Annotated in this window: 23 protein-coding genes; 13 read left to right on the top strand and 10 right to left on the bottom strand. The window is 43.0% G+C overall.

The window, feature by feature from the left end; genetic code table 11:
- The first annotated feature begins 10 nt into the window (after positions 1-10).
- Positions 11-505, top strand: a complete 495-nt coding sequence (locus OSCIL6407_RS0123610) for a hypothetical protein (RefSeq protein WP_007353867.1) — start codon at positions 11-13, stop codon at positions 503-505.
- Between the two features lie 404 nt (positions 506-909).
- Here the strand turns inward: OSCIL6407_RS0123610 and OSCIL6407_RS0123605 are convergent, their stop codons facing one another.
- Positions 910-1383, bottom strand: coding sequence for a hypothetical protein (locus OSCIL6407_RS0123605; RefSeq protein ID WP_007353868.1), 474 nt, complete (start codon positions 1381-1383; stop codon positions 910-912).
- A gap of 67 nt (positions 1384-1450) precedes the next feature.
- Between OSCIL6407_RS0123605 and OSCIL6407_RS0123600 the strand changes: the two genes are divergently transcribed.
- Complete coding sequence (locus tag OSCIL6407_RS0123600) at positions 1451-2206, top strand: hypothetical protein (RefSeq protein WP_007353869.1); 756 nt, start codon at positions 1451-1453, stop codon at positions 2204-2206.
- A 79-nt stretch (positions 2207-2285) separates the two neighbouring features.
- On the top strand, positions 2286-3005 hold the full coding sequence (sfsA, locus tag OSCIL6407_RS0123595; RefSeq protein WP_007353870.1) for a DNA/RNA nuclease SfsA: 720 nt from the start codon (positions 2286-2288) through the stop codon (positions 3003-3005).
- Here the strand turns inward: sfsA and OSCIL6407_RS0123590 are convergent.
- Positions 3002-4084 (bottom strand): serine/threonine-protein kinase, encoded by a 1083-nt coding sequence (locus OSCIL6407_RS0123590; protein ID WP_007353871.1) that lies wholly within the window; start codon positions 4082-4084, stop codon positions 3002-3004. The genes sfsA and OSCIL6407_RS0123590 overlap by 4 nt on opposite strands.
- A 54-nt stretch (positions 4085-4138) precedes the next feature.
- Positions 4139-5362 (bottom strand): NB-ARC domain-containing protein, encoded by a 1224-nt coding sequence (locus OSCIL6407_RS0123585; protein WP_007353872.1) that lies wholly within the window; start codon positions 5360-5362, stop codon positions 4139-4141.
- A 449-nt stretch (positions 5363-5811) separates the two neighbouring features.
- Here OSCIL6407_RS0123585 and OSCIL6407_RS0123580 point away from each other — a divergent pair, with 449 nt between their 5' ends.
- Positions 5812-6003, top strand: coding sequence for a hypothetical protein (locus tag OSCIL6407_RS0123580; protein ID WP_148288919.1), 192 nt, complete (start codon positions 5812-5814; stop codon positions 6001-6003).
- Positions 6004-6114: 111 nt separating this feature from the next.
- On the opposite strand, the gene OSCIL6407_RS0123575 is transcribed toward OSCIL6407_RS0123580, so the two are convergent.
- Positions 6115-9315 carry a beta strand repeat-containing protein gene (locus OSCIL6407_RS0123575; RefSeq protein WP_007353873.1) on the bottom strand — a complete coding sequence of 1067 codons (3201 nt, stop codon included), beginning with the start codon at positions 9313-9315 and terminating at the stop codon, positions 6115-6117.
- Positions 9316-9954: 639 nt separating this feature from the next.
- On the opposite strand from OSCIL6407_RS0123575, the gene OSCIL6407_RS0123565 reads away from it, so the two are divergent.
- Positions 9955-11274 (top strand): 3-isopropylmalate dehydratase large subunit, encoded by a 1320-nt coding sequence (locus OSCIL6407_RS0123565; RefSeq protein WP_007353875.1) that lies wholly within the window; start codon positions 9955-9957, stop codon positions 11272-11274.
- 210 nt (positions 11275-11484) lie between these two features.
- Here the strand turns inward: OSCIL6407_RS0123565 and aqpZ are convergent, their stop codons facing one another.
- Both aqpZ and OSCIL6407_RS0123555 read right to left on the bottom strand, forming a co-directional pair.
- Entirely contained in the window at positions 11485-12240 is a 756-nt protein-coding gene (gene aqpZ, locus OSCIL6407_RS0123560) for an aquaporin Z (protein WP_007353876.1), read from the bottom strand.
- An 86-nt stretch (positions 12241-12326) separates the two neighbouring features.
- Positions 12327-13307 (bottom strand): carbohydrate kinase family protein, encoded by a 981-nt coding sequence (locus OSCIL6407_RS0123555; RefSeq protein ID WP_007353877.1) that lies wholly within the window; start codon positions 13305-13307, stop codon positions 12327-12329.
- A 190-nt stretch (positions 13308-13497) separates the two neighbouring features.
- On the opposite strand from OSCIL6407_RS0123555, the gene pedR reads away from it, so the two are divergent.
- The 6 genes from pedR (at position 13498) to OSCIL6407_RS0123525 (ending at position 18715) form a co-directional block, all read left to right on the top strand.
- Positions 13498-13773 carry a photosynthetic electron transport-dependent transcriptional regulator PedR gene (pedR, locus tag OSCIL6407_RS0123550; RefSeq protein WP_007353878.1) on the top strand — a complete coding sequence of 92 codons (276 nt, stop codon included), beginning with the start codon at positions 13498-13500 and terminating at the stop codon, positions 13771-13773.
- Positions 13774-13811: 38 nt separating this feature from the next.
- Positions 13812-14114 (top strand): hypothetical protein, encoded by a 303-nt coding sequence (locus OSCIL6407_RS0123545; protein ID WP_007353879.1) that lies wholly within the window; start codon positions 13812-13814, stop codon positions 14112-14114.
- A gap of 276 nt (positions 14115-14390) precedes the next feature.
- Complete coding sequence (hisS, locus tag OSCIL6407_RS0123540) at positions 14391-15674, top strand: histidine--tRNA ligase (protein ID WP_007353880.1); 1284 nt, start codon at positions 14391-14393, stop codon at positions 15672-15674.
- 238 nt (positions 15675-15912) lie between these two features.
- The gene (locus tag OSCIL6407_RS0123535) at positions 15913-17577 is read left to right on the top strand and encodes an IS1634 family transposase (protein ID WP_019487743.1); all 1665 of its coding nucleotides are present in this window, start codon (positions 15913-15915) and stop codon (positions 17575-17577) included.
- Positions 17578-17890: 313 nt separating this feature from the next.
- On the top strand, positions 17891-18337 hold the full coding sequence (locus OSCIL6407_RS0123530) for a hypothetical protein (protein ID WP_007354424.1): 447 nt from the start codon (positions 17891-17893) through the stop codon (positions 18335-18337).
- 27 nt (positions 18338-18364) lie between these two features.
- A complete protein-coding gene (locus OSCIL6407_RS0123525) occupies positions 18365-18715 on the top strand; it encodes a hypothetical protein (protein WP_007354425.1) in 351 nt (116 codons plus the stop codon).
- A 50-nt stretch (positions 18716-18765) separates the two neighbouring features.
- On the opposite strand, the gene OSCIL6407_RS0123520 is transcribed toward OSCIL6407_RS0123525, so the two are convergent.
- Positions 18766-19986, bottom strand: a complete 1221-nt coding sequence (locus OSCIL6407_RS0123520; protein WP_007354426.1) for a class I SAM-dependent methyltransferase — start codon at positions 19984-19986, stop codon at positions 18766-18768.
- A gap of 484 nt (positions 19987-20470) precedes the next feature.
- The gene (locus OSCIL6407_RS0123515; RefSeq protein WP_007354427.1) at positions 20471-21160 is read right to left on the bottom strand and encodes a hypothetical protein; all 690 of its coding nucleotides are present in this window, start codon (positions 21158-21160) and stop codon (positions 20471-20473) included.
- A 1017-nt stretch (positions 21161-22177) separates the two neighbouring features.
- Between OSCIL6407_RS0123515 and OSCIL6407_RS37300 the strand changes: the two genes are divergently transcribed.
- Positions 22178-22534, top strand: coding sequence for a hypothetical protein (locus tag OSCIL6407_RS37300; protein WP_007354428.1), 357 nt, complete (start codon positions 22178-22180; stop codon positions 22532-22534).
- Positions 22535-22672: 138 nt separating this feature from the next.
- Positions 22673-23458, top strand: a complete 786-nt coding sequence (locus OSCIL6407_RS37295) for a transposase (protein ID WP_234708723.1) — start codon at positions 22673-22675, stop codon at positions 23456-23458.
- Between the two features lie 171 nt (positions 23459-23629).
- Here the strand turns inward: OSCIL6407_RS37295 and OSCIL6407_RS0123495 are convergent, their stop codons facing one another.
- Both OSCIL6407_RS0123495 and pheS read right to left on the bottom strand, forming a co-directional pair.
- Complete coding sequence (locus OSCIL6407_RS0123495) at positions 23630-24313, bottom strand: SH3 domain-containing protein (RefSeq protein ID WP_007354431.1); 684 nt, start codon at positions 24311-24313, stop codon at positions 23630-23632.
- 352 nt (positions 24314-24665) lie between these two features.
- Positions 24666-25670, bottom strand: a complete 1005-nt coding sequence (gene pheS / locus OSCIL6407_RS0123490) for a phenylalanine--tRNA ligase subunit alpha (RefSeq protein WP_007354432.1) — start codon at positions 25668-25670, stop codon at positions 24666-24668.
- Positions 25671-25843 lie beyond the last annotated feature (173 nt).

The following is a 25843-nucleotide window of genomic DNA, read 5'->3' as shown; positions in this document are numbered from 1 at the left end:
CTCAAATTTTATGCTGACCCATCACCGCAAGCCTGTAAGTCTTTCGCTAGTATCTACAGACTTACCACTATGGTCAGTCGTTGAAACCGCTGCCACACTCTATCAAAAAGACCGCGATCGATTCCACTTGCTGTTACACGAACCAGCAATTATTGACAAGGAACCTCAAGGTTTTACCTCTGAGGACATTGCTACTTTACCACCCGTCACAAAACCCCGACTTCTGTGGTTAGAAGTTTCCCCTTTCCGAGTGATTATGACGATGCAAGGAAATGGAAATTACAGTTACCGCCACCTCTGGGAGCGGGAAATGTACGGTCTTAGTCGCTATTGGCTCCAGAGCGACTCATTCATAACTCCCGGACAATTGCGGCTCCGTAATTTCACCCGCAAGTTGATTTTAACAGGACGACCTTTACCAGAACATCTGCGGTTAGAATATGAGCTATGGTCGGAAAAAATTCAATTGGGACACTATGTTTTAAATTTAGAAATTCATCATTGAATTGTTAGTGGTTAGTTGTTAGTGGTTAGTTGTTAGTTGTTAGTTGTTAGTTGTTAGTGGTGGATTGTTGTTTGTTCGTTGTTAAACTTAGGTATTCGTTGTCATTGCGAGCGTAGCGAAGCAATCGCAATAGGTCGATATCGCTTCGACGTGCTAATGGCTAAGAATGATATACTCTTTCTCTGATAGATGAGGTATGTAGTTGGGCTTTAGTCCTCCGATCGTGGTTATATAGAATATATATAGCTAGCGACTCCTATACCTTGCGATTGCTTCGCTACGCTCGCAATGACCACGAACAACTAGCAACGAACAACCAACAACCAACAACTAACAACCAACAACCAACAACCAACAGCTAACCACTAACAACCAACAACTAACCACTAACAACCAACAATTACCTATTTACTACAGTAAACCGCAAGTTCACCAGTCAAGTTATCTTGATTTTTAGCAGCTTTATTGGCAGCTTGACCTGCTTTAGTTACATCCCGCTTAGCCTTTTCGATCTGCTCTCGACCCTCTGAGGTAGTCGGGGCATTTTTCCCCCTATCGAGAGCTTTAGCCATGTCGCTAAGTGATTTGCCGAGTTCTCTGAATTCTGCGCTCAATCGACTCTGAAACCCTTTGAGATTTGTTTCCGTCAATTCTAAAGTGTCTAAGTCTTTTGCCGTTTGATTGAGAGCATTAGCAAGATTTTTGATACTTCCTACATCGCTGTTATCTTTTTTAGAATCAATGAGAGCATTTCCTTTATTGACTACTTGAATAAGTTTTTTACATTGGGCAACTTTACTCTCACCGCACGCAGTCAAGAGCAAATAGCAAGCAGCTATTGCTATAATCATGCTAGCCTGTTTGCGAACAACCTTCATAAAGTCTCTCCTGGAAAAAGGTTATAGAAGAAAGAACAAGGATTTAATATAAGTTGAATTAGAAATTATGGTCAAAAACAGCAACAATATAGAGAATAGCAGAATTTTGGGATATCTCACTGTGATTATCCCTATTTCCTTCGGCGTGATTGCTACTCTAGAATCCTGGCGTTTCTTGCTGGCGATCGCACTTATAGGCGGAGTTGGCTGGGCCTGGAGACGCTATCAGCGACAGCAGCAACACAAACTAGCTCATTTGGATGCGGTTTTTTATCGGTTAATTCAAGAAAATCAAGGGCGAGTTACTGCTTTAGATTTGGCGATGAATGCTAAGTTTTCAGGTACACAGGTTCAGCGGTATTTAGATGAACGAGCTAAAGAATTTGCGGCTGAATTTGAAGTTACTGAGCAAGGGGGAATAATATATTATTTTCAAACTGCCCAATCTGTGAACAAAACTGAAGATGATGATTTGGTAAATGATTTACCCCTTACAGTGAATCCGCCATTAGAGCATACTCTGAATCGTTCAGATGAGGCTATTATCAAAAATTTGTCTATAACTCCTGTGGAAGTTAGAAGTCAGCAGGAAGAGAAGCGTAAAAGTCCTCAATTATTCCCACTTTCCCCAGGTAAGGAAGTTGAAAAATCACAAATTTTATTAACTCAGGTAGAACTTGCTAATCGGTTAAATGTCCATCCTACTACTGTTAGTAAGTGGAAGGTCAAGGCTGAGTTTTCTGAATGGAGTTGTCAGAGAGATCCAGAGGCGATTGCTTGGCAATATTGTATGGAAAATAAGCGTTTTTTTCCCAGGAGTTAGATGGGTTGACTAATTTCTGGTATTTGTTGTAAAATGGATTAAATATTAATAGACTAATATTACCAATTACCAATTACCAATGACAAAGTTTATTTATAAATATCCCGTTTTATCTCCCGGCATTTTAATCAAGCGTTACAAGCGATTTTTCGCCGATATTGAACTAGCTTCGGGAGAAATAATCACTGCTCACTGTCCCAATACTGGCCCAATGACAGGAGTTTGTATTCCGGGTAATCCCGTGCTAGTATCCCACAGCGACAATATTAAACGCAAATTAGCATATACTTGGGAATTAATTCAAGTTTGCGATACTGTACCAACTTGGGTGGGAATTAATACTGCTCTGCCAAATCGAATTATCAAGCTAGCTTTAGAGTCACAATTATTGCCATTAGATAATTATAGTGTAATTTTGCCAGAAGTAGGTTATGGCAAAGAGAAAAAAAGTCGGGTAGATTTTTTACTCAATGGTGGTAACTTACCGATTTACTTGGAAGTAAAAAATACTACTTTGGCACAAGGAGAATTGGCTTTATTTCCTGATACAGTAACAGAGAGAGGACAAAAGCATTTAAAAGAATTGATGGAGGTAGTGCGACAGGGTACGAGAGCGGTAATGCTGTATTTTATTAATCGCGGAGACTGTACGAATTTTGCTCCTGGGGATAGTTGCGATCGCGTTTATGGAGAGTTATTAAGACAGGCAATTTTGGAGGGTGTGGAAGTCTTGCCTTGTCGGTTTGAAGTCACGCCAGAAGGTATTAAATATTTAGGATTAGCGAACTTTATTATTTAACTTGCATTTTTTTTATGAACGAAAACTTTAGATTCTAGTTGTCTCAAGCTTTCGTCAATCTTCAAGCTTAAATACCAATACATTCCCGCTGCACCTATTAAAATCCCGATTAAAACACCTATGCCAAAACCTGCACCGATTAAAACAGATTTTGGTATAGGTCGATATTGAATTTCATTAATGCGCTGTAAAATTTCTTGAGTATTTTTAGGTCGCCTATTAACTAAAGGCTCCATCAAGTCATCAATTAATTTTACCAATTCTTTTGAGACAACTTGAGGAGCTTTGTCTCGCCAGATCAGTTTATCTTCATTCCTTGAAGAGGTGGGAAGTTCATCAGGATGTATGCCAGTCAGTAAATGAGCAAATGTACGCCCCAAGGAAAAGAAATCTGACTGCGGAACAGCCCGCCTTTTCATTTGTTCTGGGGCAGTATAACCATGTGAATAAACTGATGTTACATCTTTATTAGGATCGACAACCGTCCCTGTCACCATTCTAGCATCACCAAAGTCAATTAAAACAACTTGATTGCTAATTTTTTTGACCATAATATTGCTGGGCTTAATATCTCTGTGGAAAAAACTCCTTTGATGTAATTTATCAAGAATTTCAGCCATTTGTTTCAGCCAAGAAATTGCTTCTCTTTCGGTAATTTGAAATTTATTATTCTTTTTCTTTTTTTTCTGTAACCATTCCTCCAAGTTATCACCATTAACTTTCTCCATAGCTAAGCAGCGTAAAACATGACCGTTTTTGAGCGTCACATTAAATTGTTTTTCAAGTTTGGGAAGTCCTAAATTCTTAAAGTCGCGAAGGATACTTTTTTCTTGTTCAAATCGTTTGATCCACTCAGGTTCTTCACTCTTTAAAACTTTTATTATTATCAATGTATTGCGGTGTAAGTGCTTAGCTTCAAATACTTCATAAGCGTGTGTTCTATCTACATTTCCTAGAGGTTTAGTCAAACGATATCTACCTTCATTATATAGTATCATTGGATTTCCACAAGCAGCACACTCTAGCGCTGATTCATCGTTTTGACGTTTACAACAGTTAGGATTGATGCAGTAGCTCATAATTTATACACCCTGATTGTAGCTGTAACTTGTGTCAGATATACCAGATCGGAGCTATTTAACAAACTTTCTTTTAACGTACTTCCTAACTTCAGGCTGGAGTGTAAATGTAACGTCGTCAACCTCTGTGCAACTTTTTTCAATCAGCGCTCTGTCAATTAGAGATTTCACAGCCTGCATTAATTCTGCTGCTGATGGCGGCGATATCTCCTCTACCAAGAGTGATAGCGAACTAGGCTCACTATTAACTGCTAACTTAACCATAATCTGTGTTTCCAAGTCTGACAGGCGCGAAAAGTGCTGTTCTAAAATTTCTTTAAGAACAACAACAATAGTACCGGATTTTAGATAGTTCAGAACTATTCCATTAAATAATTCTTGAATTAGTGAAGAAATTAGCTTTAACGAGCCAGGGTTTCCGCCGTAAAGTGTATTAAGTGTTTCCAAATCTTTCTCACTACCTGATAAACCTTGTTCTTTCAATAATTCTTGTGCTTCTTTCTTCAAACCACACAGTGCTAAGAAGCCAACTTTTTCTCCTCTCAGCCAGATTGCATCTTGTGGTCGCTCGCGACTGATAAGTAGCAAACAACTTTTATGTTGCTCAGATTTCACTCGTTTAACTAGCTCGGAATAATCCTGAAACTCTGGGCGAAAGGTGCCAGCATTTGTGCCTATACTCATAATTGCTTCTACATTATCGAGTATCAGCAGACAGCGTTGCTTTCGTAAATATTCCATTAGTTGAGAAATTCCGCCTTCCTGCTGTTCGCCGTCTGAGAGAAATTCGACAATATCTTTGAGGAGTTCCGGGAGGGGGGGAGAGGTACGGAGCGATCGCTGTATCACGTAATCAAACTCACCTTTACCTTTTATCTGTTTTTCCCAAACCTTGCCAACTAAAGCCGTTTTTCCGATTCCTCCCATTCCTGTCAGTACCGCCAGCCGATTTTTCAAAATTAAGTTTTCTAGATCGGTGAGTTCTTTAGTCCGGCCGTAGAAAACTGATACATCAATTGGCTCTTCCCAGTCTAAGCGGAGGGTTCCGGGGAAGAGAGTTTTATCAAGTACGTCTTCCCAGTTTACGCCTACTGCTTCGCAAATTTTAATAAAACTATCTTGCTGAATGGGAACTTGCCGCCAAAACCGCTTCAATGTCGCTTCGGTAGTGAAAGCTGCTTGACACCAAGCAGCAGCAGTTTTTGTCCAGCCTTTCTTTTTTCTGGCTTGCTCAACGATTTCTAGGCCTTCTTTGGATACCCTAAGTGAACTTACCATTGTTTTTCTTTGCCAGAGTTCTTTTTACTCAGGATTTTAACCGATTTTGAGTGTCAGCGATCTATGCGATCGCTTATATCTTTACATCTCAGCATTTTCTTATAAAAATGCTACTCATAATTTTATCAATCCGTACTTAGTAATTCGCTAAGTGCTTGAAAACAAGCACTTAGCGATTTTGTATAGCCGAATAAATTTTTAATGTGTAGCAGATATTTGCAAAAGATGATGACCTGAGCGGTGAGTCAAATAGTGAACCGCTCGGATCGTTGCTAGGGACGCAACTGAACCAAATCCTGAATAAATACTGAACCATAGATTGAGCTTTTAACCCTTGGTAATTCCCGCATGATTGAAATGTGGAGATTGAAATTCTTGATTCCCACAGCGTAGTTGGCCAACTCGCTTTTTCCTTTATTAACCAACCAAAATTTAAGGAGAAACGAGCAATGAAATGCACCATTATTTCCCAAGCTATTTTGATGTTGATCGTCGTGGTCGCGCCTAATATGCTGTTGTCTTTAGCTGCTAAACATACTTCAAATTGTGGTGGAAATGAAGTAAAAGAAATGCTATTAAGTTCTACTACTTGCCCGCAGACTTGCTATGACTCAAATGGTAAATATTGCTGCGGTCAGTAGTTATGAGGCGAATAGAATTCGCATCTATACAAACAAAGTCCACCCTTTATTTGTGTAGATGCGGTTTCAACTTGATATTTTTGGGTAAATTCTATTCGCCGATTTTCAGCATCAGACGAATCGTAAAGAACCCTCAAGGCTGACAGGAGAAACTGGTTGCACGATCGCGATCAATTCATCTGCGCCTGAAGTTTTCTTGAAGATACCGATACCAACAGGCAATCCTGCGGGAGTAGCACCTAACTGGTAAGTGCTAGGAGCACCTTGCAGTTGAATGACATCTCGATCGGGGTCGAAGCCGACAATCAAAGCGTAGTCGCCAGTGCCAGTGGCGGTATCGTTGCCATCGTTGTAGTAGAATTTCGTCGCATCTCCCAGTAAGAAAGTATCGTTGCCTTCTGCGCCAATGAGCGTATCGACTTCGCCGCGCCCTGGGTTAGTAGCAGTATTATCAACACCAATGAGGATGTCGTTACCCGATTGGCTATAGAGGAAATCGTTACCAGTACCGCCAAACAGGGTATCGTTATTTTCACCTCCGTAGAGGGTATCGTTACCATCGCCGCCGTCTAGGGTATTGTTACCGCGATCGCCCCCAAGCACATCATTACCGCCGCCGCCAAAGATCGCGTCGTCACCTTTTCCTCCTAACGCGGTATCTTCGCCGTCACCTCCCGCAAGGCAATCGTTACCTTCGTTGCCAAATAGGAGATCGTTGCCAGTGTTGCCAAATACTGCGTCTTCGCCTTTGCCTCCGAAGAGTATGTCTTCACCGTCATTACCTCCCAAGGTGTCATTGCCTTGGTTGCCATAGAGGATATCGCTAGAGTCGTTGCCTGCGATCGCATCGTCACCATTGCTGCCCAAACTTAGCGGTTGCTGGTTACTTGGTGTGGGTGGATTGGTGAATGTGGGTGCGATCGGGGTTATGACTGTGACAGCGGGTGTGGGAGTGAAAACGGGTACGGGTGCGGGTGTCGGTGTCGGAGTTGGTGCGGGCGCAGCCGTTGGCTCCGGTGTGGGTGTGGGTATGAAAATGGGAACCGGTGCGGGTGCGGCTGTGGGTGTTGGCGTGCCCGTTGGTGTGGGTGTGGGTGTACCTGTTGGTGTGGGTGTGGGTGTACCTGTTGGTGTTGGTGTAGGAGTAGGCGCGGGTATTGGTGTGTCTGCTAAATTAGCTGCGAGGATCTCGCTACTAGAAAGGTTATTGATGGTTTCGATGACACCTGTACCTGCAACAGTTGCCGATGCACCGAAGAAGTCTAAAATTACCAAGTCATCGGTAGTCCTGAGAAGTCCATCTTTGTTGATGTCAACCATCAGACTTGTACTCGATCGGCCTAAACCTAGAGTTCCTGCGGCCAATGACAGGGAAATGTTTGCATTGGTACCGAAACCTATCTGCACATTATCAATTCCATCTGTATCCTGAATTTGATTCGACTTGCTGCTGCTGTCTGAGAGAAGATAGCGATCGCTACCTGCACCGCCTCGCAATAAACTATTGCTGCCAAATCCGGCACTGAGGGTATCATCGCCAGCACCCCCTTCTAAGGTGCTATTAACACCATTACCAATAAGGCTGTCATTGCCCGCACCCCCATCCAAGTTGCTAGACACAAAAGCTTGCAGCGTGTCATCTCCATCACCACCGGCCAGACTACCACTTGCACTCAGAAAGTCATTGCCAGCACCTCCATCCAGAGTGTCATTGAGACTGTTGTTGCCAAGAAGGGAGTCATTCCCCCCACCTCCACTGAGGCTGTTGTTTCCTGCACCGCCATCCAAGGTGTCGTTGCCATCTAAGCCAGCGAGGGTGTCATTGCCCCCCAGGCCTGAGATGTTGTCATTACCAGGAGTGCCTGTGAGGTTATCATCACCGGTAGTACCGGTGGTTGCATTGACTCCAGGTGCTGCGGTAGCCTCAGTGAGATTAGCCGCAAGGATCTCGGTACCGGAAAGGTTGCTCACAGTTTCGATGAAACCAGCACCTGCAACAGTCGCTGATGCACCAAAGAAGTCTGAAATTACAATGTCCTCTGTAGGCCGTGCAATGCCGTCTTTGTTGATGTCAATCAGTAAACTCGTGCCTTGTCGGGCTAAACCTGTATTTCCCGATGACAACGACAGGGAAACCGGAACAGTGGTCGTGCTACCACTGAAATCAGTCAAGTCTAAGCGATCGATGCCATCAGTATCCTGAATTGAAATTTTAGTCGATCCATTGGATCGGATTAGATAGCGATCGTTACCTGCACCGCCTCGCAGCAGATTGCCACTGGTAAAGCTGGCATCGAGCGTATCATCGCCAGCACCCCCTTCTAAGGTGCTATTACCACCACCACTAAGGCTGTCATTGCCCGCACCGCCATCGAAGGTGCTAAGGCCAAAGCCTAGCAACGTGTCATCTCCATCGCCACCAGCGAGACTGCCAGTTGCACTCAGAATGTCATTGCCGACACCTCCATCCAGGGTGTCAGTGCCACCGCCGCCAATCAGGGAGTCATTGCCTCCACCCCCACTGAGGTTGTCATTGCCGTTGCCGCCAAGCAAAGAATCGTTGCCATCTAAGCCACTGATAGTGTCATTAGCGTCAAGGCCACTGATGTTGTCATTGCCAGGAGTGCCTGTGAGGTTATCGTCATCTGGGGTACCAGTGGCTACATTAATTCCGCCTGCTACCGTAGCCTCAGTGAGATTAGCAGCGAGGATTGCTGTACCGGAGAGGTTATTAATAGTTTCGATTAAGCCAGCACCCCCGACTGTGGGCAATGCACCGAAGAAGTCTAAAACTACAACGTCTTCAGCAGCCCTGGCTATCCCGTCTACGTTAATGTCAATCAGCAGGCTTGTACCTTGTCGGGCTAATCCTATATTTCCAGGCGACAAGGATAGAGAAACATTTGTGCTCAGGGGATAACTTTGAACTAAGAGCCGATCTATGCCACTGGTATCCTGAATCTGGCTTGGTTGTCTGTCAGGGCCTATATAGACATCGTTGCCAGATCCTCCTCGCAGCACATTACCGGAAAACGAACGCAGAGCATCGATCGTATCATCGCCAGCACCCCCATCTAACGTGGTATTGGTATCGAAAAAGTCAGTAGAAAGAATATCATTGCCGTCACCCCCAAAAAGGCTATCGTTGCCCACTCCAGCCCGAAGGGTGTCATTGCCTGAGCCGCCATCTAGAGTGTCAAAAGTAGGACTAAAATCACTCAGGGAGTCATTGCCCTCGAGCCCTACAAGACTGTCATTGCCTGACCCACCGATGAGAGTGTCATCTGAGGCTGTACCAAGAATTGTTGCCAATGTTTTTTCCTATCTATAGTCAATGTCCAAATGTCAACAGCCTAGCGTTTTGTCCTGAGAATGACAATAGCCTCCGAATATTGTAAATTTTAGCAACTTAAATTTATAAGACTTTACATTTAGCTATTTACTTTCTAAGTTTTGGGGTATAGACTGTCATTTATCGATAAAATTGCCGTTAAACAGTCCGTAGTTGTCACGCAAGCGAATAGTGTTGGCTGCGAATTGTCCTTTTATCAAAGCGCTGCGGGCTTGTAATACTCAATCCGATTTAAATACCCTCTTTAGTCCGCGTAGGCGGACTTTGTTTATGTAGTAGCGGTGACAACGATGTAACGGTCTTATATTAAATTAAGTGTCGAACTTGGGATTAATAAGGAATTGCGAAGCCAAAAGTGTGAAGAAATTAAGCAAAAAATGCAGCAGAAACCTTGGTTTATGAACAGTCATGCTTACTCAAATACCTTGGGAATCGCTTTTTTCATCTCCCGCCCCGACTCAATCAACTATTTGAACCAACTGGGTTTTGAGAGGAATTATGCTGGCAGCAAACACCAGCGTACAAACTCTTTAGATTCTATAATCTGAATATCTTTCGTACAATACAGATAGCCAGTATCAAAAAAGAGCGATCGCGATATGGGAATGACCCTGACGGAAAAAATCTTAGCCAAAGCATCTCAGCGGCCTAGTGTAGAACCAGGAGAAAACATCTGGGTTGACGTAGACCTGCTAATGACCCACGATGTCTGCGGCCCCGGTACCATCGGCGTATTCAAACGGGAATTTGGCGCAGATGCCAAAGTCTGGGACACTGAAAAAATCGTCCTAATTCCCGACCACTACATCTTCACCAACGACGAACGCGCTAACCGCAACGTCGATATTCTCCGTGAATTTGCCAGCGAACAAGGCATTAAATACTTCTACGACATCACCGATCGCTCCAATTTTAAAGCAAATCCCGACTACAAAGGCGTTTGTCACGTCGCCCTCGCCCAAGAAGGCCACACTCGACCCGGCGAAGTCCTCTTTGGTACGGACTCCCATACCTGCAATGCCGGTGCTTTTGGGCAATTTGCCACCGGTATCGGCAACACTGACGCTGCTTTTATCCTGGGAACGGGCAAACTATTAATTAAAGTACCCGCGACTATGCGTTTTGTCCTCAATGGCGAAATGCCCGATTATTTATTAGCAAAAGACTTAATTTTGCAAATAATTGGGGATATTGGCGTTGCTGGTGCGAATTACCGGACGATGGAATTTGCGGGTGAAGCAGTGGAACGCCTGACAATGGAAGAACGGATGACGCTGTGCAATATGGCGATCGAAGCTGGCGGTAAAAATGGTACAGTTGCCCCAGATGAGACAACATTTGAATACGTTCGCGCCCGGACATCGAAACCTTTTGAGGCAGTTTACACCGATAGCGATGCTAAATTTTATAGCGATCGCACCTACGATGTCAGCCAATTAGAACCAGTAGTTGCTAAACCCCATTCTCCCGATAACCGCGACTTAGCCAGAAATTGCCGCGATGTAAAAATTGACCGAGTATATATCGGTTCTTGTACTGGCGGCAAAACTTCCGATTTCCTCCATGCTGCTAAACTTATTAAAGGCAATCAAGTCAAAGTTCCGACTTATTTAGTGCCTGCAACTCAGAAGGTTTACGAAGATTTGTTTAGCCTTAAACATGAAGGTCAAACATTGTCTGAGATTTTCTTAGCTGCGGGTTGCATTGAACCTGCTGCACCTTCTTGTGCAGCTTGTTTGGGCGGGCCAAAGGATACTTTTGGGCGGTTGAATGAACCGGAAATTTGTGTTTCTACAACTAACCGGAATTTCCCGGGCCGGATGGGGAATAAAGAAGCGCAAGTTTATCTCGCTTCGCCTTATACAGCGGCCGCATCTGCGTTGACAGGATATGTCACAGATCCCCGTGAGTTCATGTAAGTTTATGTAGGGTGGGCGCTGCTGCGATGAGCCTTGAGTATTAGCCATAATATTGATAACAGCAGCGCCCACCTTACGAGAAATATGGTCACGGGGATAAATATAGCAACCGCTTTCGTCGGTTAGAACGTTCTGAGTTCCACCAAACTCGCTGATTCTATTCCCTTCTTCCCCTAGCCCCTAGTCCCTAGACCCTAGCCCCTGCTATACCTACGATTCAACGGTTGATTCAGCTAAAAAGGATGAGTAGAAAAACCCTGCGGCGATCGCACCAGCAATGGGGGCCAGCCAAAACAGCCATAACTGCGCGATCGCCCAAGTCTGACTGCCAAAAACTGCTAAAATCAACGCAGGGCCAGTGCTCCGCGCCGGGTTAACAGACACATTGGTAACGGGAATACCAATTAAGTGAATCAAAGTTAAACCTAAACCGATCGCTACGGGTGCAAAACCTTGGGGAGCACGAGGATCGGTAGCCCCCAAGATAATAATTAAAAACATGAAGGTAAGTACAAATTCGGCGAGGAAAGCAGCTACTAAACCATACTTACCAGGAGAGTTTTCACCGTAGCCATTGGCTGCAAAACCGCCAATTTCAAAACCTGGTTTACCGCTAGCAATTAGGTAGAGAACAAACCCTGCTACAATTGCTCCCGCAACTTGGGCGATAATATAGGGTAAGAGTTCGCTGCCTGAGAAACGTTTGCCTACAAATAAGCCAAAGGAAACCGCCGGGTTGAGGTGACAGCCAGAAATGTGACCAATAGCAAAGGCCATCGTCAACACTGTCAGGCCAAAAGCCATAGACACACCAACTAATCCGACTCCCACGGGAAAGACAACATTGGGTGCAATTTTGGCTGCATCTGCGGTAAATACTGCTGCGAGTACGGCACTACCACAACCGCCAAATACTAGCCAAAAAGTACCTATGAACTCTGCTACATAGCGTTTTATTGGTAACATTTTTTTATCCTGTAGATAAACAGGACACGAGCCTAACACAGTGGTTTAAAAAGTTAGATATTTTTCATTAAATGTAATATGAGGAGTTAAAGGCTTTTATGTAAATACAAAAATGCTTCTACTTCAGCAGCAGTAGGTTGAGATGCGATCGCGCCTGGTTTCATTGCTACCATTGCACCCACTGCACTCGAATATGTAACAATTTTCTTCACAGTTTCCGCATCTTCTAAGCTGTGAATTCCATGTTGGCACAACTGGTGAACAAACCCCGCAACGAAGCCATCGCCTGCACCAGTAGTATCTTCAACGTCTACATTAAAAGCCGGAAGTTTGCCTTCATTCTGGGAAATACAATAGCCACAACCTGCTGCGCCAGCAGTTACAATTACGCCTTCCACTGAGTCGAGACGGTAAGTAATTGCACCCGCATCGGTGGTATTAAATAACCATTGAGCTTCCTCTTCGGAGAGTTTAAGAAAATCAACTTTTTTTAATAGTTCTTTAATTAGCGGTTTAGCTTCTTCTGGGTTTTGCCAAAATACAGAACGCCAATTAATGTCAAGAACAATTTTAACGTCGTATTGTTCTGCCAATTTAATCGCACGCGCGATCGCACCCCGACTGTCGGGATAAGCTAGTTCTAAAGTTCCTAAGACTAAAAATTCAGCATTTTCAAACAACACCTCTGGTATTTGTGCTGCTTGCAGGCGAGTATCGGCAAATTCTGCGGCGTTCAATTTACCAAAACCAGCGAATTCGCGATCGCCCGACTCCGAGCGTAACACATAAACTTCCCGCGTCGGTGCTGTCGGGTGTCGCTGTACTCCCGTTGTGTCAACACCAACCTCTGCCAACAATTCTACCAGCGAGTTTCCCAGTTCATCTGCGCCCACAGCGCCGATAAATCCTGCCTTAGTCCCCAATTTAACTAAAGCACAAGCCACATTAGCAATAGCCCCGCCTGGATAGGGTGTCCAAGATTCTACTTGTTCTAGCGATCGCCCGGGCCGATCCGCTAGACAATCAAACAAAATTTCACCGAGGCACAGAACGCGAGGATAAGTCACTTTTTTTGCCAGCTTTTTTAAGCACCAATTACTATCCTATCAGAGTTACTGATATCTGCGATCGCCAAAAAAGCTTCATGCCCCTACCCAAATTGTCTAATCGCTAAGTATTGTTGCTAGGGCAGGGAGTATTGTACCGATATGCCTTTAAAATTGTACATAGGTAAATATGCAGAGATAGAAAAAAATTATGGCTATTGGCGTGTCTCACACCTCTGTCACCCTCTCGGACAGAGAACTGCAAGTGGTAGAATTAGTGGCTGCTGGATTGACTAATCAAGAAATAGCCGACAAGTTGGATATTAGCAAGCGTACAGTCGATAACCACATGAGCAATATCCTCACCAAAACGGCTACAGGCAACAGAGTAGCACTCGTCCGCTGGGCTATGCAGTGGGGAAAGGTATGTTTGGATAATATTAACTGCTGCGTTCTACCAGGGCACATCGATAAAGGGGTATCCTAGACAGGGCTAAGGTTGAACACAGGCAAAGATAAGGGATAATGCAGACGGCACAGGAAAAAAAGTTGCGGTATAAAATTTGTTGCCAAAAATTACCGCTTGCAGTATATCGAGAGGTGGCCTCCCATCTGCGTCAAGTAGAAGGGGTAGAAACTGGTTTAATTCCGCAGCAGTCGCAGCAGTTTGATTACAGTCAAAGCCAAGTGGCGGGTTTGTGGGTACAGTATTCTAAAGATGCCGATCCAGAAGTTCGCCAGCAGGTAGATCGAATATTGGCTTACTATAGCGATCGCTTTGGTGTGTGGGAGCGAGATGATACTCTCCCAGATGGTAGGGAAGTTTAATGAAGTTTTGATTTGTAGGGAGTTTTTTTAGGGGCGAGTTTAGCCAGTAAATCTTGCCGCCAACGAACAATATTTGTACGAAACTCACCCTGTTAATTTAAGTATTGAGTTATGAGTTTTGAGTTTAATTATAATTAACACTAAAAACGCATAACTCAATAACTTCTACAATAACTTCTAAAGTAATTTTGTAACGCCGTCTTCTAGGCGGTTATTTTACCCCCAAAGGGCGGCGTTACTTTTAGTTGTGTAAACTCAAAATCTAAAAATCTCAAAATGAGTACGATTAAAACTTTACCAGGAACTCGGGATATCTTATCTCCTGAAATTGGATATTGGCAGCGCTTAGAAGCAATTGCTAGAGAGATTCTAGCAAAAGCAGCTTATCGAGAAATTCGGACTCCAATTTTTGAGCAGACATCTTTATTTGAGCGCGGTATTGGCGAAGCTACGGATGTTGTCGGCAAAGAAATGTACACTTTTAAAGATAAGGGCGATCGCTCAATTACACTACGTCCAGAAGGTACAGCCGGAGTAGTACGATCTTTTATTGAAAATAGTTTAGATGCTCAAGGTGGATTACAGCGCCTTTGGTACACTGGCCCCATGTTTCGCTACGAACGTCCACAAGCAGGACGAATGCGCCAATTTCACCAGCTTGGGGTAGAAGTATTAGGAACGGCAGATCCCAGGGCCGATGTAGAGGTAATTGCCATCGCTACTGACATCCTGAAAACTCTCGGATTGACAAATTTAGGCCTGGATCTTAACTCGGTAGGAAATAAGGAAGATCGGCAGAATTATCGTCAAGCTTTGATAGATTATTTAACACCTTATAAAGAAGAATTAGACCAGGATTCTCAAAATCGTTTAATTCGCAATCCGCTACGAATTTTAGACAGTAAAAATCCTCGTACCCAGGAAATTGCAGCAGATGCACCAAGCATTCTTGACTATCTAGGGGAAAACTCGCGCCGCCACTTTGAAAAAGTGCAGCAAATGTTAACTGATTTGGGGATTAAATATCAATTAAATCCGCGATTAGTTAGAGGTTTAGATTACTATACCTACACAGCTTTTGAAATTATATCCGATGATTTGGGAGCGCAAGCAACGGTCTGCGGTGGTGGTCGCTACGACGGTTTAGTAAAAGAATTGGGGGGGCCAGATACGCCTGCGGTGGGTTGGGCAATGGGTTTAGAAAGGTTAATTTTACTGTTGCAACAGTTGCAACCTGCACCTACTAATACGTTAGATTTCTATATAGTTTCAAGGGGCGATCGCGCTGAAGTACAAGCGGTATTATTGGCTCAAAAACTGCGTAGTTTTGGATTTAGCCTAGAGATAGATTTGAGCGGTAGTGCTTTTAAGAAACAATTTGGGCGAGCCGATCGCAGTGGTGCTGTTGCTTGCTTAATTATAGGTGATGAAGAAGCAGAAAGTCACTCGGTAAAATTAAAGTGGATGGCAAGTAAAGAACAGAGTGCGATCGCACAATCGGACTTATTAGAAAAAGCAGAAGAGTTACGTTGTCAGATTGATAATATCAAAAATACTTGAAAGAAGATTCGTTAGATAGAGATTGTGGGTTTAAGAACAGAGACTATTCGCATTCTTGATATTCTTCTCAACGATCGCGATCGCGGGGATAATCCTATATCCCACATTCCGCAGATATTTAAGCAGATTTAATTTCAGATAAATTCGGAATCACGAAAGCCCAAAATGATTGCCATACAATCATTTTGGGCTTTTTTAGGATATAATAACTTCCACAACTAACCCAACTCTAAAAACTATGAAAAAGCCCTCAGAAGCGATAAATATCGTAAATTTAGACCATTTAGGAATAGTAGCAGGAATAATAGATGAGATGGAATTGGTAGAAGAAGTCAACAAAAAAGTGGGATTAAGAACCAAAGAAACCCTCAGTCCAGGACAAGTAATGAAAGCGATGATTTTGAACGGATTGGGTTTTTTGAGCGCTCCAATATACCTATTCGACACATTTTTTGTAGGAAAAGCAACAGAACATCTAATTGGAGAAGGAGTAACGCCTGAACAATTAAACGATGACAGGATAGGAAGAGCATTAGACAAATATTATCAAGCTGGGACGACAAAATTATTCACAGCAATTGCCTTGAAAGCAGCGATGAAATTTCAAGTAGAAATGAAAAGCGTTCACCTAGACAGCAGTTCAATATCAGTAGAAGGAGAATACAAAAGCTGTCAGAAAGAAGGTCAAGTAATTGAAGCAGAATCCTTAGAGAGAGAAGATGAAATGAAAGCCATAAAAATCGTACATGGATACTCAAGGGATAGAAGACCAGACCTGAAACAATTTATCATAGACACAATCGTAACTGGAGATGGAGACGTACCATTGTATCTCAAAATAGATGACGGAAACGCCGACGATAAAAGTGTATTTGTAGAAAGACTGAAAGAATTTAAAAATCAGTGGACATTTGACGGTATATGTGTAGCAGACAGTGCCTTATACACAGCTCCTAATTTGTCAGCGATGGCAGGAATGAAATGGATAACCAGAGTACCATTAAGTATCAAAGAAGCTCAAAATAAAATCTGGGATATAGAAGATAATGCCTGGGAGCCAAATCAAATAAAGGGGTATAAAATAGCAGCGATATCAAGTGATTATGCTAACATCAAGCAAAGATGGCTAGTGATAGAGAGTGAAATCAGAAAACAAGCAGCCATTAAAAAAATATCCGAGCACGTAGCGAAACAGTTAGAATTAGCCAAAGCCTCATTGCGTAAGATATTCAAACAAGAGTTTGCTTGTATTGCCGATGCAGATATGGCAATAAAACGGTTATCAGATTCTTGGAAATATCACCAGCTTGCCGAAATTGAATACCGAGAAAAGCCCGTAAAAAAAACGAAAATCAAGCCGAAAATAGAGAGCCAGACCAAGACAATAGTTTATCAAGTTACAGGTAAAATAGAAACCCAAAAATCAGTAATAGAAGCGGAAAAAGTCAAAGCTGGGAGATTTATATTAGCCACGAATATCTTAGACACAAAATCCGTGAGTAATCAACAGGTATTATCGGAATACAAAGCGCAGCAAAGTAACGAGAGAGGATTTAGATTTATCAAAGATCCGTTATTTTTTACGTCAAGCGTATTTGTGAAAAAGCCGGAGCGAGTGGAAGCAATTGGAATGATAATGGGACTGTGCTTGTTAGTGTATAACCTAGCTCAAAGAAAATTGAGACAACAATTAGAAGTCACCAATGAGGGGGTAAAAAATCAAGTGAAGAAATTAACCAATAAGCCGACAATGCGCTGGATATTTCAGATGTTTCAGGCGGTGCATTTAGTGACTATAAATGGAGAGAAGCAAGTCAGCAATTTAACCCCAGACCGTCAAGTTGTATTAAAGCATTTAGGGCAGTATTGCTGTCAATACTATTTAATATTTTCAAGTGGATGATGATTGGTATTAAGGTATAAATATTTGTAAATAATCCTCATTTATGAGTCAAGATAATTTGCTCTTGGCATGAGTTGACTTGGTTGAAAAGATGAGTTGAAGTGATAAAATAGCGACATGAATATATTAGAAAAAGTCAATTTTTTCAACTTACTTAATCTAGGTAAATTTGACAGGCTCCTGTAACGCTAAAACCGCATAAGTTCAACCCAAAAGCATATTGGCTCCAAGCTTTCACAACTGATAAAAAAATCCAAGCCACATCTGCGGAATGTGGGCTATATAATTTATTGAACGTGACAGAGAGAAACCTATGACTATAGAGCGTTGGGATGATGAGAGGCTAGACCGTTTGGCAAGCTTGATAGAAAACGCGGCTCGTATGTCAGAGAACGCTGTTCGTGTGTCAGAGAATGCTGCTCGTGTGGCAGAAAGTAACTCTCGTGCGATCGAGAGCCACGAACAAATTTTAGAACGTCAGGAGCAAATTTTAGAACGTCATGAGCAAAGTTTAGAACGTCACGATCGCCTCATAGAAAGTAATAGTCGTGTCATTCAAGCTCTAGCTAATGTAGCAGCAGAGGGAAGAGAAGAACGGCAGCAGTTATTTCAATCAATGGCCCAACAGCAGGAAAGGATGGATCGACACCAGGAAATAATTGCTCAACAACAGGCAGAAATTCGCGGAATGCAAGCTGAGAATCGCCGCATTCTCGATATTCTTCTCAACGATCGCGATCGCGGGGATAATTCTATATAATTTATTGAAAGTGAAACAGAGAAACCGATGAGTACAGAGCGTTGGGATGATGAGAGGCTAGACCGTTTGGCCACCAAGATAGACAGTTTGGCAAGTACGGCAGAAATTCACTCTCGTGCGATCGAGAGCCACGAACAAATTTTAGAACGTCACGATCGCCTCATAGAAAGTAATAGTCGTGTCATTCAAGCTCTAGCTAATGTAGCAACAGAAGCAAGAGAAGAACGACAGCAGTTATTCCAATCAATGGCCCAACAGCAAGAAATTATTGCTCAACAACAGACAGAAATTCGCGGAATGCAAGCTGAGAATCGCCGCATTCTCGATATTCTTCTCAACGATCGCGATCGCGATCGCGGGGATAATCCTAGTAATTAAGCTGACGATCGGGTAATATAACTAAAATAGTATATTATAACTTAAAATCACTACTCCGGCACAATCAAACCCTTAAGTTTACATCCCCTTTCCTCCTCACTCAAACCCTTAGACTGCACTAAAACCCCAAAACCCCCCAACCCCATCGGATCGATCAATTGATGTAACGCCTCTCGCCGCCGCAAAAATGCTGCTAAATCTAACACCTGTGCATCATTTGAAGAAAGAGCCGCAATGCGATCCCCCAAACCCAAAGCCATTAAAAACAATCCCTGCTGAGTCAATCCCACTAACTCCAATCCGCACAATTCTCCCTGTTTTTCCAAGGCCGTAAAATCAACATGAGCTGTTAAATCTTGCTTCCCTACATATATATAAGGATTATTGTGATGTTGATGATGGTAATAGCATTGTAGCGTCCCTTCTCGCCGATTTTGATTATAATAGCGGTGAGCTGGATAGCCGTAATCAATGGTTAATAAATATCCTCGTTGCAATTTTTCAGCAACAGTAGTAATCCAATCCAAAGCTGCCAAATTAACCTCGGTGCGATAGCCATCAGTGTATCCACTTGCAGATAAATTTATTCCTACTAAATTAAAATATTCGCTAATTTTAGGTGTAGAAACTTCACCGATAACTTCAGCAAACTTTCTGGCTGTTTTTCCATCTTCTTGCACCTGACTTTCAGCAGTAACATAAACTTCCTTAATTTGACCTTTGTCAATAATGATTTGATGGAGAGGTAACGCATCCACTAATTCATTAGAAAAGAAGCAACCAGCAATCGAATTAGGAGGTATTTCATCCCAATTGCACCACCTGACAGATTTTATAGTGGTTAATCGTTGCTGCTGTTCTGCTTTGAGTACCGCTGATTTCTCAATTATCACATATTCTAATATTTGGGAAAAATCTAGATACTGTAGTTGCAAATATGCTAAAATATCAGCAGCTAAAATCCCTTGCCCCGCCCCCATTTCTACAATAATAAAAGAGTTGGGTTTGCCTAAAATATCCCACATTTGGACAAATTGCTCTGCCAATACTTCGCCAAAGTCAGCACCCAAGTGAGGGGAGGTAAAAAAATCGCCATGTTTGCCGATATTGACTTCATTAGTAGTGTAGTAACCGTGCTGCGGATGATATAGTGCTAAATCCATATATTCAGCAAAGGTAATTTGCTGCTGCGAACTTGTGGCAATTCGCTGAAAAATCAGGTCGCACAGTTCCAGGTTAGAGTCGTTAATATCTAATTGCTGAACAGTCATAAGTCTCAAAATTAAAGTAGATGCGATCGCATTATAGCAGCCTGAATCGGGTGAAAAAAATTTACTATGGGTAATGGTAATGGGTAATGGGTAATGGGTAATGGGTAATGGGTAATTGGTAATGGGTAATTGGTAATGGGTAATTGGTAATGGGTAATGGGTAATTAGGAATTAGGAATTGGTAATTGGGAATTTAAAGAAGTACCTACGCAATTGAAAACTGGTCGATCTCATGGCGAAAAGCAGCAGTTTGGTACTGCTGCCGATCGAGGAGAATTAAAGTAAATATCACAATTCACAGGTCAAAACCGGAAGTTAAAAACTCAAAAATAGGATCGGAGAATTGAAATTTGAGCAAGTGAATAGAAATACCAAGCGGATATTAATTGTAGGTGTGAGATTTAGATTATGAGCTGGCTGAAGAATTGGTAGTGGTAGAGAATTATCCCCAGCAAAACTTAATCTAAAACCCATAACCTAAAATCTAAAAATGTAACTGCGGCCCGGCCCAGGCATTGCTAACTTGACTGCGGAAAACTTGAGGTCGATCGTGGTTGGCGGCAACAGTCCTACCCCCCAAATCGACTGCCCAAACTGGCCAAGAGCGATCGCCCAGATTGCCAGCACGGAAAAGCACTTCATCAGGATAAGATTCGCTCCAACCCAAGAGTACGGCATGAGTGTACAAACTGCCCGCAGGGGCAATTGTATGGGTGCGATTCTGGTTACTGTCCCAGACTACCGCGTAGTCCGACATATCCGACGCGCTAAAGATGGCCTCAAATTCCCGTGCTAAAATGCGATCGCCAGTTTTGTTCCAAGAAACAGGAATCAAAATCGCCATCGCCCCCGGCAGATCGGACTCTTCAGGAGCGGAAAACCGATGATCTGCCAACGGTGAAGAAGGCATCACCGTTTGTAATTCCCCCGTCCGCAGGTTTTCTACAAACATGGCAGTGCTAGCGCGACAGCGGTAGAACTCTCGCTGCACTTGCATTTGAATCCGGCTGTATGCTGCGTACTCACCATTGGTAGAAATCAGTGAGGGGCTGCGGTAGTAGCGTACACCAGAGCCCACAGTTGAGCTAATTTCAGCGTGGGTAGCCACAATCCATTCCCAAGGGATGGGATGGGGGCTATTTAAAGGGTCGATCTGCACCGTTGGTTCAATCATGGTAGGTTCACCGAGAAAATGTTTGTTAACACTTGGAGCCGATGCTAAACGTGGGGGGGTAGGCGCTCGTAGATGTTGTATCGGCAAAAGCGTAAGAGTAACAGGGTGGCAATTTTGACCGCAACTACCTAAAGTAGTAAGTCGAAATCGACCTAGTTAAAGGCTCAACTGTTCTAAGCAGGGGAGTTCTGCGAAAATTGAGCTATTCAGTTGTGAGACAGCACATTTAACTGTGAGGCTCCCTAGCGTTCAATTCATTATCCTTATGTATATAGCAGATTGAAATCATAGGTGGACGGAATCTCCAGTAATCTCATCAGAGTAGTCTCAGGATTAGTTCAAGTACGCGATCGCAACGACCAAGGCGAAATCGCTTTACCTAGCTTGCGTCTAACTTGTTGAGGCGGCTCGCAGCAACTTGAAAACCTTGTGCTTAAAAGGTTTTAAGCTGAGAACTCTCAAAAAGAATTCGGCTGGCGTGGGTCACTGTGCCTCCGGCATCGCCACTTTTTCGGGTAAAAAGCAGGTGGAATGAGGAGTGGGGGCGATCGCAAGCAATTGGAGAGACACAATAATCTACAAAAAAGACGCTGACAGTTACGTATAGCAGCAGACAGGAGGCAGGATGTAGGAGGCAGGAGGCAGGAGGCAGGAGGAAAATGCAATATAGGACTTACGCAGGTCGTCCCAGAAACCGGGTTTTTGAGAAAATCTGTCGGTCATAACAAAGTATTTTCGTCAAAAAACCCGGTTTCTTTGGTTGGGTGCGTAAGTCCTATTAGTTTGAGTTCGGCTTTCAAGCTTGCCTTTAAAAATCGTATTTAGGCAATGATGAAGTGTATTAATGTCAATACTTCGGACAGTTTTTAAATAGGGAAGCGATACCTACGGCAAGCTTAACTAACGCAACCCAGCACAGAAGCCAAGAAAGTGAGTGGAATCTGAGCCCAAATAAAAGAGAAAAAAGGCACTCTTTTAGGTTAAGCTAAAAAAACACCAGCTTAACAGACTGCATACATGAATATTATTGAATCAATCTTACAACAAATGCCAGGGATTAGTCAACCCCAAAAAAAGTTTTTAGTAACTTTATTTTCAACTATTTTACTCATCTATGGCAAGGTCAACTTCACGAATCTTAGCCGTTATAGTTCTTTAAGTGAAAAAACCTATCGTAGTCACTTTCTCAAACCCTTTAACTTCCCACAATTTAATCAATATTTTCTCCAACAGGCCTTGAATCCTGAGCAGACAATTATTGCCGTCATGGATTGTTCTTTCTTAAGAAAAAGTGGTAAAAAAACTGAGGGTAAAGCTTATTTTTATAATGGTATTGCAGGCACAGGGCTGAACAGGGATTGGAAATTTCGGTGATTTCTATTTTCCAAGTTGAGACGCATTTGTCCTATAGTTTAAGTGTGCAACAAACTCCCTCACGTCCTCAAATAGAAACACCGAACCCCCCAGAAAAGTTACCCAGAAAAGCCGCCAAAAAAACAGCGAAAAAAACAGGTGCCATTCAGCTCAAATCCTGATATAACAAGAGTTGACGACTATGCTAAACATTTAAAAAACACTCGTTCTTTCTTCCCAAATTCTGTTCGTTATTTGGTGGCTGATGGCTATTATTACCGCTCTAAATTCTGGGAGACTGTGCGGGAGTTAAATTTAGATTTTATTGGCAAATTAAGAGTTGATGCTAACCTCCGTTATCTTTATACAGGTGAACAAAAGAAACGGGGCGCACCTCGTAAATATGATGGTAAATTTGACGGCCAAGATTTGAGTCGCCTGAATTTTGTTAAAGAAATAAAACCGGGCGTTTCACTCTCTACGTTAGTTGTGTGGAGTTGTTGTTTAAATTGCCCAGTTTGTTTAGTTTGTATTTCTGAGGTTCAAGCCAACGGTAAAATCAAAAATGCCTTATTATTTAGTACTGATATTAATCTCTCTCCCGAACAAATTATTGAATATTATCAGGCTCGTTTTCAGATAGAATTTGTGTTTCGTGATGCCAAACAATTTACGGGCTTATCGGATTGTCAATCTCCTCATCTCCAACGGCTTGATTTTCATTTTAATGCCAGTTTAACTTCTCTTAACTTAGCCAAATATCAGGCTTATAATTGTCACTTATCAAGTGAGGCATTTGTCTTTTCGATGGCTTCTTATAAACGTCTACAACTCAATCGGCATCTGCTTTCCACCTTTATTGATAAGTTAGATTTAGACCCAAATTTGATTTTAAATCACCCTAACTTTCCTTCACTCCTGTCCTATGGTACTTTGGCTGCTTAAAAACTGTCCGAAGTATTGGTACAAGCTCAAGTTGAACTAGAAGTTAAGCAGTTACAAATTCAATCAACTTACTAGAAATCCCTAACTAGAGGAAAACGAATTACTACATAAAATTGAATTTATCGAGTAGGCGATCGCCCTTTCACAGAAAAAAGCGATCGCACAGCCACTTTAACGGCACATAATCAGACTTTGGGCAGATACAAACCCGGCAAACGGGGATGTAATCTCTACCCAATTGCGGTTTTGCCCGCTTTTATCCAAAACTAGCTTGTAGTCTGGGGCCAGAGTCACCTTACCGTTAGCAGGTACTCCCCCTCTGTAACCCGACGCAGCAGAAGCATCTGCGCGGACAGCTAAACCGCGCGGCGCGACGCGGGGTTCCACTTGGCGACAAAGACTAGCGTTAGGAGTTCCATTACCAGCAGGGGGATTTTGAGGAGGATTGTTCGCTATCCCCGAACATATTCCCAGATTGCTCTCCCGGTTAGCATAGCCGTTAGAAATATACCCCCTGACTGGAGATGAAATTTCTACCCAGAGGCGACCATCCGATGCCTGAAGCACGTTTGCCGCTTCCACGAGGGTGATTTGACTATTTACGGGTGCGCTTCCTACTTGGCGCGATGTGAGCGAGGGTTTCTCGCGGATGACTAAACCCTGGGATGCAGTAACTCTGCGACAGAGACTTACTGTAGCTTGGGCTATTTCAGAGGTACTTGACTGTGGATTTTGACTGAGATTTGATGTTGCGGTTGCGCCTTGGGCGATCGCAGATATCTGCAAAGTGCCGATCGCGATCGCGAACAAGCTTAGGACTCCTGCGGATTGATTCCAGTGACTCATCTTTTTCATACGTTCAACTCCTCATCTAAATCAAAACAATAGTTTGAATTTGATGATGTAGTTATAGCAAAAAACGGTTTTGACTAGATGTATGGTCGAAGAAGAAGGAAGAAGGAAGAAGTAAGAAGGAAGAAGTAAGAAGCAATCAAAGCAAGGGTTTCAGCATTTAAACATTCTAACCGTCTTGGCGGTTTCTATAATACTGAGATTTCCAGAATTGAGCAAATTTGAGATCGAAGCCACTGTACCCTTGGGGAATTTTGCTTGTAACACTTACGCATTACTAAAGTAACGCCACCATCTCACCGCCATGATCGAGTGCGTGGAAAGCAGCGTTACAAACAGTTTTCTGTAAATCAGATTAAAATTGCCGCAGAAAGCGTAAATCGCTGGTATAAACGCGGCGGATATCATCAATTTTATGCAGAACTTGAGCAAAGCGTTCTACACCAAAACCAGCGGCAAATCCCGTATATTTTTCTGGGTCATAACCAACTGCTTTGAGAACATTAGGATCGACTACACCACAGCCCAAAACTTCTAGCCAACGCCCTTGCCATTGCAAATCAACTTCTGCTGAAGGTTCAGTAAAAGGGAAATAGCTGGCACGGAAGCGAATCGGTAAATCTTGCCCGAACATTTGCCGTAAAAATTCTTTAATTGTGCCTTTTAGATCGGTAAATGTTAGCCCTTCATCGACAGCTAAAAGTTCAATTTGATGGAAGACAGCCGCATGAGTAGCATCGACTGTATCCCGGCGGTAAACACGACCCGGTGCAACAATTCGGATCGGCGGTTCGTGGTTTTCCATGTAGCGAATTTGGACGCTAGATGTATGAGTCCGCAGCAATTTTGCATCGGGTAAATAGAAGGTATCTTGCATATCCCGTGCGGGATGATCGGGCGGCGTATTCAGAGCCTCGAAGTTGTAGTAATCTGATTCTATTTCTGGGCCAGTGGCGACGGTGTAGCCAAGACCAACGAAGATATCTAAAGCTCGGTCAATAACGCCGTTTAAGGGGTGAATTCGACCTTGGGGACGGTAAACCCCTGGCATGGTAACATCTATGGTTTCTGCTTCAAGTTTGGCTTGGATTTGAGCCGATTGCAGGGTGATGCGTTTGTTGTCTAATTCTGTTGCGATCGCTTCTTTGATCACGTTGGCGATCGCGCCTATTTTTGGCCGCTGATCCGCAGCCAATTTGCCCATGCTGCCTAAAATTTGCGACAGTTGGCCTTTCTTGCCGAAGTACCCGATCCGCAACTGTTCGAGTTGTTCTAGGGTATTGGAAGTTGCGATCGCATTTTCGGCTTCTTGGCGGAGGGTTTCTAGTTGGGCTTCTAGGTCATTTAGCTGAGTAGTCATCTGGCGAATTGTCTGTTAAATTTTGCAGCCATGATGATTTTAGCGCAATTTGTCCCTGACTTAGGAATAGGAAGTTAATAGTATTAAATTTGTGGCAGTCGATATCTAGCAACCTTCTCAGCGTTTAGAACGTTATTAATTGCGGAAAACCAGTTTTATTATAACTTTTCTTT

The organism is Kamptonema formosum PCC 6407 (assembly GCF_000332155.1).
In the GTDB taxonomy this organism is placed as follows: Bacteria; Cyanobacteriota; Cyanobacteriia; order Cyanobacteriales; family Microcoleaceae; genus Kamptonema; species Kamptonema formosum.
This window is presented reverse-complemented; position numbering and strand designations above follow the sequence as displayed.

What these genes read in the sequence shown, in the direction of transcription:
- OSCIL6407_RS0123610 (WP_007353867.1), top strand. Translation starts at nt 11, where the DNA reads ATGCTGACCCATCACCGCAAGCCTGTAAGTCTTTCGCTAGTATCTACA.
- OSCIL6407_RS0123605 (WP_007353868.1), bottom strand. Translation starts at nt 1,383, where the DNA reads ATGAAGGTTGTTCGCAAACAGGCTAGCATGATTATAGCAATAGCTGCT.
- OSCIL6407_RS0123600 (WP_007353869.1), top strand. Translation starts at nt 1,451, where the DNA reads ATGGTCAAAAACAGCAACAATATAGAGAATAGCAGAATTTTGGGATAT.
- sfsA (WP_007353870.1), top strand. Translation starts at nt 2,286, where the DNA reads ATGACAAAGTTTATTTATAAATATCCCGTTTTATCTCCCGGCATTTTA.
- OSCIL6407_RS0123590 (WP_007353871.1), bottom strand. Translation starts at nt 4,084, where the DNA reads ATGAGCTACTGCATCAATCCTAACTGTTGTAAACGTCAAAACGATGAA.
- OSCIL6407_RS0123585 (WP_007353872.1), bottom strand. Translation starts at nt 5,362, where the DNA reads ATGGTAAGTTCACTTAGGGTATCCAAAGAAGGCCTAGAAATCGTTGAG.
- OSCIL6407_RS0123580 (WP_148288919.1), top strand. Translation starts at nt 5,812, where the DNA reads ATGAAATGCACCATTATTTCCCAAGCTATTTTGATGTTGATCGTCGTG.
- OSCIL6407_RS0123565 (WP_007353875.1), top strand. Translation starts at nt 9,955, where the DNA reads ATGGGAATGACCCTGACGGAAAAAATCTTAGCCAAAGCATCTCAGCGG.
- aqpZ (WP_007353876.1), bottom strand. Translation starts at nt 12,240, where the DNA reads ATGTTACCAATAAAACGCTATGTAGCAGAGTTCATAGGTACTTTTTGG.
- pedR (WP_007353878.1), top strand. Translation starts at nt 13,498, where the DNA reads ATGGCTATTGGCGTGTCTCACACCTCTGTCACCCTCTCGGACAGAGAA.
- OSCIL6407_RS0123545 (WP_007353879.1), top strand. Translation starts at nt 13,812, where the DNA reads ATGCAGACGGCACAGGAAAAAAAGTTGCGGTATAAAATTTGTTGCCAA.
- hisS (WP_007353880.1), top strand. Translation starts at nt 14,391, where the DNA reads ATGAGTACGATTAAAACTTTACCAGGAACTCGGGATATCTTATCTCCT.
- OSCIL6407_RS0123535 (WP_019487743.1), top strand. Translation starts at nt 15,913, where the DNA reads ATGAAAAAGCCCTCAGAAGCGATAAATATCGTAAATTTAGACCATTTA.
- OSCIL6407_RS0123530 (WP_007354424.1), top strand. Translation starts at nt 17,891, where the DNA reads ATGACTATAGAGCGTTGGGATGATGAGAGGCTAGACCGTTTGGCAAGC.
- OSCIL6407_RS0123525 (WP_007354425.1), top strand. Translation starts at nt 18,365, where the DNA reads ATGAGTACAGAGCGTTGGGATGATGAGAGGCTAGACCGTTTGGCCACC.
- OSCIL6407_RS0123520 (WP_007354426.1), bottom strand. Translation starts at nt 19,986, where the DNA reads ATGACTGTTCAGCAATTAGATATTAACGACTCTAACCTGGAACTGTGC.
- OSCIL6407_RS0123515 (WP_007354427.1), bottom strand. Translation starts at nt 21,160, where the DNA reads ATGATTGAACCAACGGTGCAGATCGACCCTTTAAATAGCCCCCATCCC.
- OSCIL6407_RS37300 (WP_007354428.1), top strand. Translation starts at nt 22,178, where the DNA reads ATGAATATTATTGAATCAATCTTACAACAAATGCCAGGGATTAGTCAA.
- OSCIL6407_RS0123495 (WP_007354431.1), bottom strand. Translation starts at nt 24,313, where the DNA reads ATGAAAAAGATGAGTCACTGGAATCAATCCGCAGGAGTCCTAAGCTTG.
- pheS (WP_007354432.1), bottom strand. Translation starts at nt 25,670, where the DNA reads ATGACTACTCAGCTAAATGACCTAGAAGCCCAACTAGAAACCCTCCGC.